Annotated in this window: 16 protein-coding genes and 1 pseudogene; 11 read left to right on the top strand and 6 right to left on the bottom strand. The window is 73.0% G+C overall.

The features are described 5' to 3' along the window. Positions 1-216: pseudogene (locus ACIP6U_RS20545) on the top strand (ABC transporter permease); the annotation flags it as partial. Here the strand turns inward: ACIP6U_RS20545 and ACIP6U_RS20540 are convergent. Next, positions 194-3,388 (bottom strand): ATP-binding protein, encoded by a 3,195-nt coding sequence (locus ACIP6U_RS20540; RefSeq protein WP_401719596.1) that lies wholly within the window; start codon positions 3,386-3,388, stop codon positions 194-196. The pseudogene ACIP6U_RS20545 and the gene ACIP6U_RS20540 overlap by 23 nt on opposite strands. Before the next feature lie 83 nt (positions 3,389-3,471). Beyond that, positions 3,472-3,921: a DUF5707 domain-containing protein gene (locus tag ACIP6U_RS20535; RefSeq protein ID WP_401719594.1), complete on the bottom strand. Its 450-nt coding sequence runs from the start codon at positions 3,919-3,921 to the stop codon at positions 3,472-3,474. Between the two features lie 271 nt (positions 3,922-4,192). On the opposite strand from ACIP6U_RS20535, the gene ACIP6U_RS20530 reads away from it, so the two are divergent. From ACIP6U_RS20530 to ACIP6U_RS20510, 5 genes are all read left to right on the top strand, one after another. Next, complete coding sequence (locus tag ACIP6U_RS20530) at positions 4,193-6,523, top strand: histidine kinase (protein ID WP_401719591.1); 2,331 nt, start codon at positions 4,193-4,195, stop codon at positions 6,521-6,523. After that, on the top strand, positions 6,520-7,203 hold the full coding sequence (locus tag ACIP6U_RS20525) for a response regulator (protein ID WP_401719588.1): 684 nt from the start codon (positions 6,520-6,522) through the stop codon (positions 7,201-7,203). Before ACIP6U_RS20530 ends, ACIP6U_RS20525 begins: the two co-directional genes overlap by 4 nt. A 25-nt stretch (positions 7,204-7,228) precedes the next feature. Beyond that, the gene (locus ACIP6U_RS20520) at positions 7,229-7,573 is read left to right on the top strand and encodes an SCO4225 family membrane protein (RefSeq protein ID WP_401719586.1); all 345 of its coding nucleotides are present in this window, start codon (positions 7,229-7,231) and stop codon (positions 7,571-7,573) included. Positions 7,574-7,648: 75 nt separating this feature from the next. Beyond that, a complete protein-coding gene (locus ACIP6U_RS20515) occupies positions 7,649-8,194 on the top strand; it encodes an RNA polymerase sigma factor (protein WP_401719583.1) in 546 nt (181 codons plus the stop codon). Beyond that, positions 8,191-9,396, top strand: a complete 1,206-nt coding sequence (locus ACIP6U_RS20510; protein WP_401719580.1) for a CU044_5270 family protein — start codon at positions 8,191-8,193, stop codon at positions 9,394-9,396. Before ACIP6U_RS20515 ends, ACIP6U_RS20510 begins: the two co-directional genes overlap by 4 nt. 12 nt (positions 9,397-9,408) lie before the next feature. Here ACIP6U_RS20510 and ACIP6U_RS20505 read toward each other — a convergent pair whose 3' ends face one another. Both ACIP6U_RS20505 and ACIP6U_RS20500 read right to left on the bottom strand, forming a co-directional pair. Beyond that, entirely contained in the window at positions 9,409-9,591 is a 183-nt protein-coding gene (locus tag ACIP6U_RS20505; protein ID WP_401719577.1) for a hypothetical protein, read from the bottom strand. Positions 9,592-9,725: 134 nt separating this feature from the next. Further along, complete coding sequence (locus ACIP6U_RS20500; RefSeq protein ID WP_123998827.1) at positions 9,726-9,947, bottom strand: hypothetical protein; 222 nt, start codon at positions 9,945-9,947, stop codon at positions 9,726-9,728. Between the two features lie 302 nt (positions 9,948-10,249). Between ACIP6U_RS20500 and ACIP6U_RS20495 the strand changes: the two genes are divergently transcribed. From ACIP6U_RS20495 to ACIP6U_RS20485, 3 genes are all read left to right on the top strand, one after another. After that, a complete protein-coding gene (locus tag ACIP6U_RS20495; protein WP_401719573.1) occupies positions 10,250-12,181 on the top strand; it encodes a serine/threonine-protein kinase in 1,932 nt (643 codons plus the stop codon). Beyond that, on the top strand, positions 12,181-12,975 hold the full coding sequence (locus ACIP6U_RS20490; RefSeq protein WP_401719570.1) for an FHA domain-containing protein: 795 nt from the start codon (positions 12,181-12,183) through the stop codon (positions 12,973-12,975). Before ACIP6U_RS20495 ends, ACIP6U_RS20490 begins: the two co-directional genes overlap by 1 nt. 161 nt (positions 12,976-13,136) lie before the next feature. Beyond that, positions 13,137-13,661, top strand: coding sequence for a hypothetical protein (locus tag ACIP6U_RS20485; RefSeq protein WP_401719567.1), 525 nt, complete (start codon positions 13,137-13,139; stop codon positions 13,659-13,661). Between the two features lie 46 nt (positions 13,662-13,707). On the opposite strand, the gene ACIP6U_RS20480 is transcribed toward ACIP6U_RS20485, so the two are convergent. Beyond that, positions 13,708-14,445, bottom strand: a complete 738-nt coding sequence (locus tag ACIP6U_RS20480; protein ID WP_401719564.1) for an alpha/beta fold hydrolase — start codon at positions 14,443-14,445, stop codon at positions 13,708-13,710. 78 nt (positions 14,446-14,523) lie between these two features. On the opposite strand from ACIP6U_RS20480, the gene ACIP6U_RS20475 reads away from it, so the two are divergent. Continuing rightward, positions 14,524-15,183, top strand: coding sequence for a TetR/AcrR family transcriptional regulator (locus ACIP6U_RS20475; protein WP_401719561.1), 660 nt, complete (start codon positions 14,524-14,526; stop codon positions 15,181-15,183). On the opposite strand, the gene ACIP6U_RS20470 is transcribed toward ACIP6U_RS20475, so the two are convergent. Then, positions 15,159-16,445, bottom strand: a complete 1,287-nt coding sequence (locus ACIP6U_RS20470) for a helix-turn-helix domain-containing protein (RefSeq protein WP_401719559.1) — start codon at positions 16,443-16,445, stop codon at positions 15,159-15,161. The two genes, ACIP6U_RS20475 and ACIP6U_RS20470, sit on opposite strands and share 25 nt — an antisense overlap. 214 nt (positions 16,446-16,659) lie before the next feature. Between ACIP6U_RS20470 and ACIP6U_RS20465 the strand changes: the two genes are divergently transcribed. Further along, positions 16,660-17,412 carry a DUF4232 domain-containing protein gene (locus ACIP6U_RS20465; protein ID WP_401719556.1) on the top strand — a complete coding sequence of 251 codons (753 nt, stop codon included), beginning with the start codon at positions 16,660-16,662 and terminating at the stop codon, positions 17,410-17,412. Positions 17,413-17,437 lie beyond the last annotated feature (25 nt).

Genomic DNA, 17,437 nt, shown 5'->3' with positions numbered 1-17,437 from the left:
AGCGCGTTCGTGCCGGTGGACGCCATGCCGGGCTGGTTCCGCTGGTTCGCCGAGTACCAGCCCTTCTCGCCCGCCATCGAGACCCTGCGCGGACTGCTCCTCGGGACCGAGATCGGCACCAAGAACGCGCTGCTGGCCGTCGGTTGGTGCCTGGCCATGACCGTCCTCGGCTACCTGTGGTCCAAGGCGAAGTTCAACCGCGAGCCCCGGCACTGAGCTCGTGCAGTGCGGCGGCCCGCAGCTCCTCCCGGTTCAGGGTGGCGTACGTCGACCTCGCGTCGTCGTAGGCCGCCCTGTCGGCGTTCTCGGCCGCCCGCCGGGACCGGGCCGAGGACAGGGTGGGGAACTCCCGTACCGCCGGCATCCGTTCCGCCAGCGCCACCAGCCGTACGGCCGTCGGGTCGCCCTCGGCCAGCCCGGCGAAGCCGAGCGCGGTCAACATCGTGCCGTGGACCTGGAGTTCAAGGGGGGAGCTGGTCTCCGAGGGATCAGAAGAGCCGGAGGAGCCGGACGAGCCGGAGGAAGCGGTCAGCATCGCGAGCAGCCGCTCCCGCAACTGCCCGGCCAGCGCGGCCACCGGCTCCGGTCGCCCCTGCTGCGCATGCGCGGCCACCGCGGCCGCCTGCACCTCCAGGGCCCACGGGTCCACGAACGGATCGCCGTCGCGCAGGGCGAGCACCGCGCTGTCCTCCCGGATCCGCTCCACCGCCCGGCGCCACAGCCCGAGCCCGACCTCGGTCAGCCCGCGGGCCAGCGCGATCTCCGCGCGGGCGGCCAGATCGGGGGCGTAGATCCGGACGGACTCCGGCTGCTGGTCCAGGGCCGCGAGCCCGAGCCAGTACTCCGCCTCGTCGATCTCCCCGCGTTGCAGACAGGCCAGGACCAGGCCCCAGCGGACGCCGATCGAGTCCGGCCAGCCGTCGAACTCCTCCAACGTGCGCAGCGCGGCCCGCAGATGGTCGTACGCCTCCGCGCCCCGCTCGGCCTGCATGCACAGTTCGCTGATCCGCCCGTGGCTGAGCAGCCGCATGGCGGGGTTGGCCAACTCGCCCAAGGTGTCGGGCATACGGCGGGCGCACTCCAGGGCGCGCTCGGTCTCGTGCTCGGCCTCCCAGACGTAACTGAGGACGCCCCAGGCCATGCCCGACAGCAGGGGCGCGTCGGACGCGCACAGTTCCTGGAGGCTCGCGTACTCGGGCGGGCGCATGTCCGGGGTGGCCCTGAGCACCACGGCCATCGCGCGTACGACCGTGTCCGGCGGGGCGGGCGGCAGCCGGCGCACGGTGGCGAGCTGCCGTACGGCGTGCGGGCCCAGGCCCATGAAGAGGGCGCCCGCGCACATGGTGGCGGCGGTGCGGGCGGTCTCCACGTCCTCGGGGCTGTCGGGCCCGGGGCGGAAGTGGGACAGCGGGCCGCCGGTCTCGGCGCACAGGGTGATGACCCGGCCGAAGCTGGAGTCGGTGACCCACAGGGAGGCCAGTACGGCGGTGAGGGCGGCGGTGGTGGGTCCGTCGGCGCGGGCCAGCGCGTGGCGCAGGGCCAGGACGAGGTTGTCTCGCTCGGCGCGGATGCGGTGCCAGGCGGGCAACGGGTCGGCGCGGAACAGGACATCGTGGTGGGCCCGCCCGAAGTCCCGTGCCCAGAGCAGGAACCGGTCGGTGACCACGTCGTCCTCGCCGGCCTCGGCGCGCCGGGCGGCGCTGAACTCCCGTAGCGTCTCCAGGAGATGGAAGCGGACGCCGGCGGGGCTGTCGCCCACCTTGAGCAGGGACTGGCCGGCCAGCTGCTCCAGCAGGAACAGCGCGTCGCCGCTCTCGCCGAGCACGTACTCGGCGGCCTCCTCGGAGAAGCCGCCGGGGAACACCGACAGCGCGCGCAGCGCGGCCCGGCCGTCGGGCTCCAGCAGGTTCCAGCTCCAGTCGACCACGGCCCGCAGGGTGCGGTGCCGCTCGGGCGCGTCCCGGGCGCCGCCGCGCAGCAGCGCGAAGCGGTCCTCCAGTCGGCGCGCGATGTCGGCCACGGACAGCACCCGTACGCGGGCCGCGGCGAGTTCGACGGCGAGCGGCAGGCCGTCCAGATGCCGGCAGATCTCGGCGACCCGCTCGGGGTCCAGCTCCACCCCGGGCCGCGCGGCCCGCGCCCGCTGCTCGAACAGCTCGACCGAGGTGGCCGGCGACAGCTCCGGCAGCGCGTACACGGACTCCGAACTCAGCCCGAGCGGCGCCCTGCTGGTGGCCAGGATCCGCAACTCCTTGGACCGCGACACGAGTTCCCGTACGAGGTCGGCGGCGCCGTCGACGACGTGCTCGCAGTTGTCCAGCACGAGCAGGGCGGGGCCGGTGCCCAGCGCGGCGACGATGCCGCTCACCATGTCCCCGCCCCCGGCGAACCGCCCGCCCTCACCGGCGCCGACGGCCGAGGCGACCTCGTCGGTCACGTCGGCGTCGGAGGTGACACCGGCCAACGGTACGAAGTGCACCACGGGTTGGGCCGCGGCCCGGCTCACCGCGTGCGAGAGCCGGGTCTTGCCCAGCCCGCCGGGTCCTACGACGGTGACCACCCGGGCGTCCCGCAGCAGCGCGCCGACGGCGGCGATGTCGGCGTCCCGGCCGAGCAGCGGGTTCGGCTCGTGCGGGACGTCGTGCCGGACGGGCGGCGCGTCCGCCTTGAGCAACTCCTGGTACACGGACCGCAGTCCGGGCCCGGGGTCGGCGCCCAGCTCCTCGCGCAGCCCGCGCCGATACGTGTCGTACCGCCCGAGCGCCGCGGCCCGTCCGACGGTCACCGCCTCGCAGCGCAGCAACTCGGCGAGGACCTCCTCGTCCCGGGGCACCTCCAGCGCCAACTCGCCGAGCGGGCCCGCCGCTTCCTCCCGCCGCTCCAGCCGCGCCAGGGCGAGCGCCCGGGACCGCACCAGCGCACGGAAGGTCCGCATCCGGGCGACGCGCAGCGCGATCACCGGATCGTGCAGATCCTCACCGGCCCCGGCGCCCACGCTCCCGTCCCACAGCGCCAGCCCCGCCTCGGCCTGCGCCAACGCCCCCGCGTGGTCCCCGTTCCGCGCCCGCTCGGCACTGCCCGCCTCGAACAGCAGCAGCGCGGAACTGTCGATCCGCGCGGCCTCAAGCCCGAGCCGGTACCCGGTGGGCGTACTCAGAACGACATCGGCCCCCAACTGCCCCCGCACCCGGGACACCAGCACCTGCACGGCCTTCCCCGGCCGCTCCGGCACCCCGTCGTCGCCCCACAGCCCCTCCGCCAGCCGCCCCGTGCTGCACCCGCCCCGCGGGTCCTCCGCCAGCAACGCCAACAGCCCGCGCAGCCGGGGCGCGGTGATCTCCCGGCCGCGGAAGGCGACACGGGACAGCAGGGCCAGGTCGGTGGTCATGCGTGCAGGTTATCCACAGGGCGAAGCCCCGGCACCGGCGTGCTGCCGAGACCGGGGCCGGCCCATCACCTCGGCTCGTCACTTCAGCCCTTCATCTCGAAGGTGGCCGCCGCCGGGACGTACAGCGTGTTTCCGTCCTTGGCCGTGAGCAGCGCGGAGACGTTCCAGGTGCCCTGCGCGGCCTCGGCCGCCTCCTTCTCGGTGACCTTGAAGGTGTAGGTGCAGCGGGACGTCTCGTCCGAGGTGCGCACGCAGGTGGCGGTGTCCACGAACCGCAGGTCCCCCTCGGTCGGGGCCAGCTCCGAACTCGCGGGCCAGGCAACGACGTTGAGGCCGCGGATGCCGGAGTCGTCGCTGACGTCGGCGGTGTAGGTGAACGTGCCGGCGCGGGCGCCGGTCGGGGGGACGTAGCGGGCGGAGCCGTTGGTCAGGGTCGGGTCGGTGGCCGAGGAGGCCATGGCGATACCGCCGGCGGTGATGGCGCCGACGGCGGCGACGGCGAGGAGCGAGGAGACGAGAGCGCGCTTGGACATGGGAGATCCCCCTGTGTGGTGGTGTGGGTGAGGTGGAAGCGCTGGTCCGGCGCTTCCTCGATGTGATCGAGCCTAGGTCCGGGGACCCGGCGCGGTCCTCGGGCGGAAGGACGATCGCCGCGTGGAACCGGAGGTAGAGAGAGCCCTTCGGCCGTCCACCCAGGGACGGCCGGGACCGCTCGCGGCCCGCGTCTGCAACCCAGGTAAGAGACGCGAATCCCCCTTCAGCCCGAGCCGGGCCCCGCACCCCCGCCCATAGCCTTGAACCGTCATGAATCGAACCGATGACCGGTTGCTCCCGGTCCTGCTGATCTGCGCCCAGGCCGCCGTGTGGCCCGGAGCCGCGCTCGCACAGGGGACCGTCCCGGACGGCTCCGCCCTGCTGGTGGCCGCCCTGGTCGCCGGCCCGGTGACGGCCGCGCTCGCGCTGCGCCGCACCTACCCGGTGGTCGCCCTCATGGTGATCGCCGTCGCCTGCGCGCTCGGCGCCGGACCACTGCCCACCGGCGGTACGGCGGTCCTGGGCACGGCGGGGGTCGCGCTGGCCCTCTTCACGGTGGCCACCGAGCGGGACACCTTCACCGCCGTGCTGTGCGTCGCGACCCTCGCCGCCTGGCAACTCGCCCAGAACATCACCCTGAACGGCCTCAGCGACCGCGACGGCCTCGACCTCGTCCTGACGGCGGTGCTGTACGCCGCCGCGTGCGGCACGGGCCTGTTCGTACGACGCCTGCGGCACGCGCGACAGGCCGCCGAACACCTGCTGAAGCGGGCCGAGACCGAGCGGCACCGGCTCCCGGCGGTCGAACGACGCCGGATGGAAAGGGAGTTGCACGACGTCAGCGCCCACCATCTGACCGCTGTGGTGGTCACGGTGGGCGCGGCCTCCGGACTGCGCGAGCGACGCCCCGAACTGGCCGACGAGGCGCTGGAGTTCGCGGTCGAGACGGGCCGCGAGGTCACCCGGGCGCTGGGCTCCGTACGGGCCCCGGCCCCCTCACGTGAGGAACTCCCCTCCCCGGAGGAGCGGTTGAAGGCCCTGGTGGCCGGCTTCCGCCGCCTCGACCAGCCCGTCGACTTCGAGATCGACCCCCTCCCCGACGGCGCCGTCGCGGACGCGGCCTACGGCATCGTCCGCGAGGCCCTCACCAACGTGGCCCGGCACGCCCCGGGAGCCCGCACGACCGTGCTGTGCCACTACGGCGACACCCGCACCGACGTCGTCGTCACCAGCGCACCCCCGCCGACCGGCGTCGTGGCGCACGGCGCGGGCCTCGGCGGCGGCCGCGGCACCGGCTTCCTGCGCTCCCGAGCCCGTGAGGCGGGCGGCACCCTGACCACCGGCCCGACGGCGGAGGGCGGTTGGGAGGTACGGGCGACCCTGCCCGGCCGCACCGCGGCCCCGGTGGAGGAGGCGGTCCCGCCGAGTTACCGAGCGGCGCAGCTGGTCGCCGCGTTCGGCCTCTTCGCCCAGCCCCTGCTCGGGGTGGTCGTGATCCGCGACGGATCGGCGTCCGCCGGCTCGCAGGTATCGGCGGGTGTGCTGTTCGCCCTGCTGGCAGCGGCCCAGGCGGTGGCATTGCTGTGGCTACGCAGGGCTCCGGGGTGGGCGCGGGGCGCACTGCTGGGCTTGGCGCTGCTCTGGCCGATGGCGATGACGGTGGGCGACTACAGCGGCCCAGTCCTGCTGCCCCCAACGCTGAGCACCTTGGCAACATGCGTGGCGCTGGCCGACCTGAAGGGGCGCGGGGAACTGCGCGACCAGCCCCCACAGGCGCGCACATACCGACTGCCTCAAGTCCCCCTCTCTTTCTTTCCCATCGCAGCCGTGGCGGTACATGCCACCGCTGTCACCACCGCCGTACTCCACCGCGGAACACCCCTCCCCACCTGGGTGGTAGCCATGGCAGCAACTGCAGGCACCGCCTTGGTGGTCGGCGCGGCCCACTACGGCGGAGCCGTGCGTCGGAAGCACGACAGGACAACTCGGGCAACGCAGACCCAACACCTCGCCACGTGGACGGAGGCCGCCGTAAGAGACGCCTGGGCGGAACGCCAACGCATCGCCGCCGGCCTGGAAACCACCGTCCTGGCCCGCACCGCCGACATGATCGCCGAGGCACACGCGGGCCGCCTCGACGCGACAGCGACCCGCGCCCGCGAGGCACTCGCCGCGATGCGCGCCCTGCTGGACACCGTCAGGGACGGCGAGACCGGCGGAGCCGACCTGCGTCCGCAGCCCACCCTCCAGGCCCTCGACCTGCTCGCCCAGCAGTGCCGGGCCACCGGCCGTGACATCGAGATCCGGCTCACAGACCGGGTGCCGGACCGCCTGCCCACCGAGGTCGACCTCGCCGCCTACCACGCCGCCGAGACCCTGCTGGCGACCGGCGACGACGAGCCGGCCGTCCTCGAACTCGACGCGGCCGACGGTACGTTGACGCTCACGGCCACCGGGGTCCCGGGCGCCGCCGGCGCCGCCGTACGGGAACGGCTGACGGCCCGGATCGCGCCGCTCGGCGGCACACTGACCGCCGGCCCGCCGGGCACGGTCGGTCTGCGGCTGCCGCTCGCGCCGGCCGTCGAGGAGGGGGAGCGATGAGTCTCAAGGTGCTGGTCGTCGACGACCAGGGCATCGTCCGGGCGGGCTTCGCCGCGGTGATCGACGCGGAGGACGACATGACGGTCGTCGGCGAGGCCGCCGACGGTGTCGCCGCGGTCCGGCTCGCCGAGCAACTGGCCCCCGACGTCGTCGTCATGGACGTACGCATGCCCGAACTGGACGGTATCGCCGCCACCCGGATCATCACCGGGCGCGAGAACGCGCCCCGCGTCCTGGTGTTGACCACCTTCGACCTCGACGCGTACGTCTTCGACGCGCTGCGCGCCGGGGCCTCCGGGTTCCTCCTCAAGGACGTGCACGCCTCCGAACTCCTGCACGGCATCCGAGTGGTGGCGACCGGCGAGAGCGTCCTCGCCCCGTCCGCGACCCGTCGCCTCATCGGCCACTACGCGTCGGGGCCGGTGACCGGCGCGCGGTCCGGCAGCGGTCCGCGTGAGCTGGAGACCCTCACCGGCAGTCAGCGCAACGTCCTCGCCCTGCTCGCGACCGGCCTCAACAACTCGGAGATCGCCGAGCAACTCGGCATCACCGTGGGCACGGTGAAGTCGCACGTGAACGCGCTGCTGCGCAAGCTCGGCCTGCGCGACCGCGTCCAGGCGACGATCCTCGCCTACGACCTCGGCCTCACCCGCCCGAACCCACCCGGCCCTCACCTCTGACGGCCCTGAGCTCAAGGAGACCCCTGTGACCGGCACCGGTACCGGCCGATCCGGCCTGCCCTCGTCCCGTTCCCCTTCCCCGCCCCCGTCCCTGCTCCGACGGCTGCGCCACTACCTCACCGACTTCGTCGCCCTCGGCTACCTGGCCGTCTGTGCCGGCCTGCTCGGGTGGCTGCTGTTCCTGTTCCTCGACCCCGACGCGGACATCGGCTTCGCGCCCGTCGTCCCGGCATTCGCCACCGCCCCGGCCAGCTTCGTGTGGTTCCTCCTGCCCGACAGCACCGTCCTGCTCTTCGTCGCCCTCGCGTTCGGCGCCCTGGTCAACGCCACCGTCATCGGCTGGTGTTCGCGCACGCTGCGCCGTCGCTGAATTTCCCCGTGCCCTGTAATAACCCGGCCGCCCCACCCATTCCTCGGTGACAGAGCCGACACGAAGGGACGGCGCGTGACTGAAGCCCAACGCTTCCGGGACGTCTACGAGGAGTGTTATCCGCGCGTGCTCGCCTATGCCACGAGCCAGGTGGGACGGCAGGTCGGGGAGGACATCACCAGCGAGACCTTCACCGTGGCGTGGAGACGGATGCGGGATCTGCCGCAGCCGGCGCTGCCGTGGCTGCTCGGCGTGGCCCGCAATCTGGTGCGGGAACTGCGCCGCCGGGACAGCCACCAGTACGCCCTGGCGGCGCGGGAGGCACAGCGCGTCGGCAGCGGCGGCGCCGAGGCGGCGGACGTGGCGACGGGCGTGATCGACCGGCAGGCCGCGTTGCAGGCCCTGGCGAGTCTGTCCGAGGCCGACCGCGAACTGCTGACGCTGATCGCCTGGCACGGACTGAGCCCCAAGGACGCCGCGCGTGTCCTGGGCTGCGCCACCGCCACCCTGACCGTCCGGCTGCACCGGGCCCGCCGTCGGCTGGAGCGGGCGATGGACGCCCTGCCCGTTCCGCCCGCCCCGGCGGCCCGCCGCACCGACCCCGAAGGAGTACTCGCATGAGGAACACGAAGGAACGCTCCGCGCGGCGGCGCGACGTCATGAAGGCGCTCGCGGACGCCCGCCCCGACGAGCTGGACCCGGTGCTGCTGGCCGGCTCCCGGCGCCAGCGCGAGGACCTGGCCCGCATCACGGCCGAGGCACGCGAGGAGACCGCGGGGCCGCACCCCCTGGCCTGGCTGCGCCCCCGGCTGCTGCCGCTCGGTGCGGTCGCGACCGTCGCCGCGTCGGCGATCGTGGTCGCCGGCCTCGTACAGACGCAGTCGGACGGAACGGCGGGCACCCGCGCGGACAGCCGGACCCCGGCCGCGAGTGCCACGGCGGTGAACGGCCGTATGGAGCTGCTCGGCGTGGCGAAGGCGGCGGCGAGCCCGGCCGCCGAGGGCACGTACTGGCAGGTGACGACAGAGACGGCGAATGTCGACGTCGTGGGGGAGAAGGGGCGGCGCTACACCCTGCTCAGCACGTCGCACGGCGAGTGGTCGGTCGGGGTCCGTCCGGGGACCGAGAGCCTGATGGTGTCCGGCCTCGACTCCGTGACCGGGCCGCGCACGCCGGCGGACAAGAAGGCCTGGGCGGCGGCGGGTTCACCCCGTCGGGTGGAGGGGCCGGCGAGTACTGACGGGCGGATGCGGCTCGGTCACACCGTCGGGTCCGGCACTCCGACCGTCCTGCACACCAATGCCGACGACAAGATCTACGCGCTCGGGCCGGAGAACATCTCCTACCGTGACCTGCGTCAACTCCCGACGGACGCCGACAAGTTGAGCGGTGAACTGGAGCGGTTGTACGAACAGGAGGGGGGCGCCGGGACCAGTGCGGGGCGCACCGCCTGGATGCTGCGCCACACCGCCGACCTCATCACCATGCCGGTCGCGCCGGCGACCCGGGCCGCCGCGTACCGCGTGCTGGCGGAGCTGCCGGGTATCGGGGTGCAGCCCGCCGCCACCGACCCGCTGGGCCGCAAGGGGATGGCCGTCACCCTGCCCGTCGACTCGGCGACCGTACTGGGCGGGGTCGAGCAGCGCCTGGTGGTGAATCCGTCCACCGGCGCGTTGCTCTCCGAGGAGACCGTCCTGACCGCTCCCTCGGCCATCGCCCGCGAGGCGGGACTGACCGCCGGTACGACGGTGAATTACGAGGCGACCACGCGGATGGGGTGGTCGGAGCGGCAGATCACGGTGCCGGAGAACGCGAAGTACTGAAGAGCCTCGGGGTCAGCCGGCCCTGCGTCGGGAGGAGCCGTTGCCCCGGTTGTTGTTGCCCCGGCCCGAACCCGTGCCCCTGCTCGTGGCGATCGCGACGGGTACGACAGGTACGTCGACGTCGTCGTCGAGCAGGGCGGTCTCGTCCTCTTCGAAGTCCGATGCGAAGTCCGGAGCCTGGAAGGGGTTGGTCACCGGAGTGGGCGAGCCCGCGACGGCACGGTCGTGCGCCCCCTCGGGGGCGGAGAACAGCGAGGTTTCGATGAGAGTGCTTCCAATCGTTACAGGGAGATGAGCAGGCCGGCCGTGCCCGACCGGGCACGGCGGTCCTACAGCTTGCTCATCTTGGAGTACGGACTGAGGATCCGGTGCTGAACGGATCCGAAGTCCACCAGCGTCGCGATTCCTTCTTCGACGCCGATCACCCGGCCAAGGCCGTACATGTCGTGTGTGACCCGGTCGCCCACGGCGAAATGCTTGGGAGCTGCCGTGACCGGGGCCTTGAAGGGGCTGGTAGGCAAATAGCGCTTCGGTGCAGCTGGCTTTGTCATTGTCACCAGTATGCGCCCGCGGGCACCTCTTCGGTGCGGTCGGCGGACTTCGTTGCGGCGCTGGAATGTATGACGGACCGTGTTCGCGGGAACGCGTGCGCGGTACTCACGGTCACGTCTGCACCGCCCTTCGCAGGTTGTGTCTACACAGAGTGACGAGAACGTCCAGGATCGGCTGTGCGGGTTCTGCGCTCGTCCCAGTGAAGTTCTGTGAACAGGATCACTGCTGTGTGCACGCTGAGTACACTCCGTGACCGTCGGCGGGGCCACGCGGGCGGGTGGGGCGGGCGAGGAGTGGGGCAGTGCTGGTGACGCCAGAGGCGGGCGATCGGGTCGCCGGCCGGTATCTGTTGCAGGAGACCATCGGCAGCGGCGGCATGGGAGTCGTGTGGCGGGCCTGGGACGAGCGGCTCCAGCGTCGGGTCGCGGTCAAGTGCGCGCGCCTGGACGACGACCGGGCCACCCGGCGGCTGATGGGCGAGGCGCGCAACGCGGGCCGGCTGCACCACCCGAACATCGTGGGCGTCTTCGACTACATAGACGAGGGCGTCACCTGCTGGATCGTGATGGAGTACGTCCCCTCGCGCAGCCTCGCCCAGATCATGGCCGAGCGCGGTCCGCTGCCGCCCGAGGAGGCCGGTTCGATCGGCTGCCAGATCGCGGACGCGCTGGTGAAGTCGCACAACGAGGGCGTGGTGCACGGCGATGTCACGCCGGAGAACATCCTCGTCACCGACGAAGGCGTCGCGCGGCTCACGGACTTCGGGATCTCCCGCGCCCTGTGGAGCGAGGTCACGCACAGCGGCACGCACGGCATGACGGGCGGTGTGCGCGGCAAACCCCGGTATCTGGCCCCCGAGTTGGCCAAGGGGCTGCCCATGGGGGAGAAGGCCGACGTGTTCTCCCTGGGCGCCTCCCTGTTCGCGGCGGTCGAGGGCCGGTCCCCGTACGGGGAGGCCGAGCACCTCATGACGTATCTGGCCCGGGCCGTGGAGGGCCATATCGAACCCGCGCGCCGGGCGGGCCCGTTGACCGAACCGCTCGCCGCGCTGCTGACGGTGGACCCCCGCCACCGCCCCGACGCGGCCGGCGCCCGCAAGCTCCTGACGCAGGCGACCCCACCGCCCCCGCACCTCCAGGCGCAGCTGCACGACCACTCCACCCGCACCCTGGACCTCTCGGCATTGACCCTGCACCTGCCGCGTCTGGTACGTCGTCGGCGGCGCCCCCTGGCGATCGGCGCGGGCGCCCTGGTCACCGCCGGGGCGATCACGGCCGGGCTCGTCCTGTTCGGCCCCTGGGACTCCCACGGCGGGGGCGACCGGGCCGCCGGTGCCGACGCGAAACCCTCGGCGTCCGCGGCGACTTCGGCCGCGGGACGCGCGGGCACCATCGGCGACGACCGCACGGCGGACCCCTGCGCGCTGCTCGACGCGGCCTCCCTGAGCCGGTTCGGGACCACCGAACTCGACCCGGACTACGGCGAGATCGACCGCTGTGACGTCCTGGTGGAGAACAGCAGCGGTGACGACACCGCCGACCTCCAGGTCAACCTCGACGCCGACCGGGACGAGTACGACGGGGTCCAGGCCACCAGGGTCGTCGACGGTCTCACGGTCGTGACCCTCAAGCGGGACGGCGACGTGTGCGAACGGGCCGTGCAGACCGCCGACAGCCGGCAGATCCGGATCATCGGCAAGCGGCTCGCGTCCTCGTCCCCGGACCCGTGCGCCCTCGCGGACGCGGCGACCGACCGCGTGGTGGGCATCCTGGCCGACAGCCCGGTCCCGCGCCGCCCGTCACCTCCGGCGGCCGACTCGCTGGCCCGGGTGGACGCCTGCGCCCTGCTCGACGCCACCGCCCTCGAGCGCCTGCCCGGTGTCGAGGCGGACAACGACGACCGCGGCTTCGGCGGCTGGGACTGCGACTGGTCCAGCGACGACGGCGAGCGCGAGGTGCAGATCCAGTACAGCCGCGACAACTCCCTGACGGACGACGGGAAGCCGGTGGACGTCGCCGGCACGAGGAGCTACTACGTGGCCGACGAGGCCGAGGACGACAGCTGCACCGTACGGACCCCGCACCGCACGTACACGGACTCCGTCGGCGACGAGACGATCGAGCTGTTCCAGCTGACGGTGTACGCGCCGGAGCCGAGCGGGCAATTGTGCGACACCGCGGTGGAGTTGGCGGGCGTGGTCGTGCGGAACATCGCGAAGCGGCTGCCGGAGTGATGACCGCGCATCCGTCGGCTCCGGGCGGCCGTTCGCTCCCCGCGAGCCACGGCAGTCTCGCCCGGGGTGCGTCCGCGCCGCTGCCGGGCACCGTCTTCGCGCTCGCGCTGACCGGCGGGATGACGCTGGGCCCCGGGGAAGGGCGTGAGGTCCTGTTCGGGCGCAACCGGCCCGAGGTGCACGTCTGTCTCGGCGAGGACGACCCCCAGGTGAGCCGCCACCAGGGCACGCTGACCCATCGCGGCGGCCGCTGGTGGGTGAGCAACGCGGGGCGGCTGCCGATCCGGTGCGCCGGTGCCCGGCTGCTGTTCCGGGACGAGGAGCCGCTGCCGCTGGACCTCGGCTACACCCCGCTGTTCGTCGGCGGTTCACGCGGACGGGAGCACCTGCTGGAGGTCTACGTCACCGGCCCCGAGGGCGAACGGCCCCAGCCGCGGCACGGGGACGTCACCCGCCCGCCCCGGATCTGGGTCCTCACCGAGCAGGAGAAGCTCGCCCTGGTCGTCCTCGGCCGGCGCTACCTGCTGCACGAGCCGCGACCGCAGCCGCTGACCTGGCGTCAGACCGCCGCCGAACTCGCCGAGTTGCAGCCGGGCGCGGGCTGGACGGACAAGCGCGTCGAGCACCTGGTCAACGGCGTCCGCACCCGCCTGTCCCGGGACGGGGTGCCCTGGCTGACCCGCGAGGAACTCGGCGAACCGGTCGGCAACGCGCTCAACGACCACCTGATCCGGGCCCTGTTGACGTCGACGACGCTGGTCCCGCTGGACCTGGCACTGATCGACGCGGCCTGAGTCCGCCGCCGACCCCGACCCGGGTGTCGATCTTCTGTAACAGATACCGGCGGTTCACCTCGACCGTGCAACAGCGCCCGGCGCCGGTGAACCGCCTTGCCGCGTACGGCATTTCACAGGGTGAGCTGCACGACGACCCCACGCCGAAAGGGCACCCCGACATGTCTCTCCGCCGCACTCGCACCCGCTCCCGTACCCTCGCCGCCGTCGGTCTGCTGGCCGCCGCCGGTCTGTTCCTCACGGCGTGCGACTCCGGCTCCCCCGCCGCCGAGTCCAGCCCGAGTGCCGTCTCCAGCTCGTCCGGCTCCGCCGAGGACCCGTCCTCCAGCCCCACCGAAGACCCCTCCGCAGGCTCCTCCTCGGTCCCTTCCTCCGCCCCTACCGCCTCCCCGTCCGCCACCTCCGCCCCCTCCGGCGGCACGGGCGCCAGCTCCGACAACCGCGTCGACGGCACGGTCACCGGCAGGCTGACCTTCCTGGCGCCGGGGAAGCTGGAGGTGGACGGGCGTCCCTTCTACGTGGCCACGGACACGGAGATCCGGGGCGGCGACATCTGCGGCGACCCCGAGAGCCAGTCGGCGGAGAAGTGCACCGCCGACGAACTGGACGCGGTCGCCAAGGACGGCAACCTGACCGTCGAGGTCACCATCGAGAAGGGGATCGCCGGGCGGGTCACCCAGGTGTAGCTCGCCCAGGTGCGGCTCACCCAGTGGCAGCTCACCCAGGTACGGCTCACCGGGGTGTCGGGCGACCGGCCGTGGCCACGCGCCCCAACAGGCCGGCGACGGCCTCCGGTTCGGTGATCATCAGGTCGTGGCCGGTGTCGATGTCCCAGAGGCGGCCGGCCGCGCGGGCCGGTTCCAGGTCGGCCGGGGCGCGGAAGGGCAGGGTCTCCGTGCACACGATCTGGGTCTGCGGGAGGGCGCGCAGACGTGCCTCGTGCGTCAGGCGCAGGGGCTGGGCGAAGCACTTCCAGGGGTGCGGGGTGATCTTCGGCGCCAGCCAGGCGATGTCGTCCGGATCGGTCAGGCCGAAGTGCGGCATGGGGCCCTCGCCGGGGAAGTTGACGAGCTCCACGCCGTCGACGGTCCGGGCCGAGGCGCGCGAGGCCGCCATCGGCTCGGGCGCGAGGTCGGCGAGCGACTGGCCGTTCGCCGGGGTGGCGGCGTCCAGGTAGACGAGGTGGCCGACGCGGTTCAGGGCGCGGTCGGCGACGCCGGTGACGACCATTCCGCCGTAGCTGTGGCCCACCAGGATCACCTCGCGCAGGTCCTCGTAGCGCAGGACCTGGACGACGTCCGTGATGTGGGTGTCGAGGTCGATGCCGGGGCCGAGCAGATGCGCCCGCTCGCCGAGGCCGGTCAGGGTCGGGGCGTACACGTCGTGCCCCGCCGAGCGCAGGAGCCGGGCGACGCGCTGGTAGCACCACCCGCCGTGTCCGCCGCCGTGCACGAGAACGTACGTGGCCATGAGGAGCCTCCCGTCCGACGCACCGTGTCCGACGCATGTCGGTTATCCGTCAGATGTGGGAGAGAATAGTGTTGTCCCATGCCGGCGCAACCCCTGGACCGACGTGTTCTCCGTTCCCGAGCCGCCCTCGAAGCCGCCCTGCGCGACCTGGTCGCCGAGCGTGATCTGAACCAGATCTCGGTCGCCGACCTCACCAAGCGCGCGGGCGTCAACCGCTCGACCTTCTACGAGCACTACACGGACGTCCACGACCTGGCCGTGGCCGCCTGCACCTCGACGTACGAGCAGCTGGTGGCCGTGGCGCCGATTCCGCACGGCACGCTCGGGCCCGACGGGCGGCCGTTGGCCAACCCCATGCCCGGCCTGTTCGCCCATGTCGCCGCGCACGCGCCCCTCTACCGGGCGCTCCTGTGCGACGAGGGCAGCGCCCGGATGATCAACCACCTGCTCCACCGCATCGCGCTCGCGGCCCGCAGCAGCCTGGCCCCGGCCGAGGAGGGTCCCCGCGACGGGACGTCCGCCGTCGGGACCCCGTCCGCCGAGACGCCCCACGACCCGGTCGCCGCCTTCCTCGCGGGTGCCGTCCTGGGCACGGTCATCGACTGGCTGCGGCGGGACTGCCCCGGCACGCCCGAGGAGATCGGCGCCGCGATCTGGCCGTATGCCCTGGCCTGCGCCGAAGCAACACCAGGAATCCGTCGGGCGGGACCGGATCAGCCGGGAACGTCAGGATCGTAAGGGTGTCGGATCCACTCGGAGCCACCGAGCGGATAGATGTACGCCGGCCGCCCCACGTGCCCGCTCGTCCGGAAGGGGTTGCCCTTGTCGTCGACGCGGACCACACCGCTCCGGTCGCCGCTGGACCACTCCAGCTCCAGGTACCAACTCACGTTGTACGTCCGCGCGTCGGCGAAGACGTAGAAGACCTCGGGGTCCGACTCGCTCACCTTGTACGGGAAGTCGCGCTGCCCGGCCCTGGGCGCGAGCGCGGGCCGCCCGGCGTCGAGGTTCACCCCGAACGCCGTCGTGCGCACACCGCCGCCGCACCCGTCGCCCATCGCGAAGTCGTTCCAGGCGAGCGGGGCGCTCTTGTCCACCACCCGCACATGCAGCGCCTCCAGGACGACCGTTGCCTTCCCGGTGCCCTGCACGGTCAGCGCGAGCATCTGCTCCCCGGCGGCGATCCCGCCGAGCGCCTTGACCCAGCCGCGCGCGTCCGGCTCGGACGGCGGCGGAGGCACCTGGTCGGCCTTCTGGTCGACCAGGTAGTGCTGGCTGCACTGGTCCTCCCACTTGTACGGGTTGACCGAGACGGTCGGCGCGGTGGCCCCGTCCTCGGTGCCGCCGCCCACCGCCCCGCCGCTGCGGGAGGCCGAGACGGAAGCGGTGGGATCGCCGCTGCGGGAGGCGGTCGGCGAGGGCGACGTGCTCTTCGCGCCGGTCGGCTTCGTGGTTCCGGGACGGTCGGTCGCGGACTCGGAGGCGGCGGCGGCCCCCACCGGCTGCTTCCCGCTCCGGTCGTCCTTGCCGCCGTCGGGCACGAGGTTCACCACGAGCGCGGCCGCGACGACGGCGGCGACCACGGCGGCACCGGCGAGGACGACGGTACGGCGACGGCGGGCGGGAGGACGGTGAACCTCCGGGGTGACGCGCTGGACGTCGGGAACGTCTGCGGGAGCTTCCTCGCCGGGACCTTCCTCAGCCGGAGCTTCCTCAGCGGGAGCGTCCTGCGCGGCGGGAGCCGTCTCGCTCGGCTTCTGCCCCCGGCGGGCGTCCGCGAGGATCCACTGCCGGTGCAGTTCCACCAGTTCCTCGGGGGTCGCCCTGCACAGCCGGGCGAGCCGCTCCACGGGTGCGTAGTCGGTCGGTACGGCGTCCCCGTTGACGTACCGATGCAGCGTGGACGCGCTCATGTGCAGCCGTTTCCCGAGCACTCCGTAACTGAGCCCGGATCGCTCCTTCAACCGGCCGAGCAGCGCCGGGAAGTCGTCCCCCGTCACCGTTCCTCCCTCTCTCCACGTTCCGGCCCGTCATTCCAGGCGGAGGCTGTTCCTGCAGGTCAGAGTGTTCCAGGCGTTCCAGCGTTCCGGATCTCCCGGCGGCCCTGGCGGCCGGGACGGATCACGCCACAAGCTCTGGTCATCCAAGCACGCCGCTCCCGGCACCCGGTCGAGCGGCCTGCGCCACAGACCCGTACCGCACACAGGGGATCACATGTCCACTCGTACCGACCGCACCCGTCTGCTCGCCGCCGCCGCGATCGCGGTGGCCACCCTGACCCTGACGGCCTGCAACGACGGCACGGGCACCAAGGACGAGGGCGCGGCCGAAGTGTCCACGTCCACCTCCACGCCGGCGGCATCCGACGCGTCCCCGTCCAGGGCGAGCGGCGGAACGTCCTCGGGAGCGGGCAAGGCCGACCCGGCCGCGAAGGACTCGACGGGCGGTACGACGGGTTCGAACGGCACGTCCGGCACGTCCGGTACCTCGGGCTCGTCGGGGTCCACCGGCGCCAAGAACTCGACCGGCGGCGGCTCGGACGACTCGGGCGCCCGGCTCAAGCCCTGCTCCCCCTCCGCCACGCGGACGACGGCCACGGTGGTCTCCCGCCCGCTGAACCACCTGCTGCTCAGCGTCACCAACACCGGTTCGAAGAACTGCGACCTCGTCTACTACGCGGCCGTCCAGTTCCAGGACGCCCAGTCCGTCCCGCCGGTCATCAAGGACTCCCAGCCGCAGGCCGTGGTCACGCTGGCCCCCGGCGAGTCCGGCTACGCGAGCGTCCTGCTGTCGGCGGCGGACGGCAGCGGCTCCAACGGCTACACGGCCAAGTCCCTGGCGGTGTACTTCAACACGGACGCGACCGCCGCCGCCCACCCGTCGCTGCCCTCGAAGGGCGTCTACATCGACGACTCGATCAAGGTCACGTACTGGCAGGCGGACATGGCGGACGCCCTGAACTGGTGACTACGGCGGCTGCCGGTGACCCCCA

Source organism: Streptomyces sp. NPDC088794, assembly GCF_044750545.1.
GTDB lineage: Bacteria > Actinomycetota > Actinomycetes > Streptomycetales > Streptomycetaceae > Streptomyces.
The sequence above is the reverse complement of the archived record's forward strand: the minus strand, read 5'-3'. Positions and strand labels throughout refer to the sequence as shown.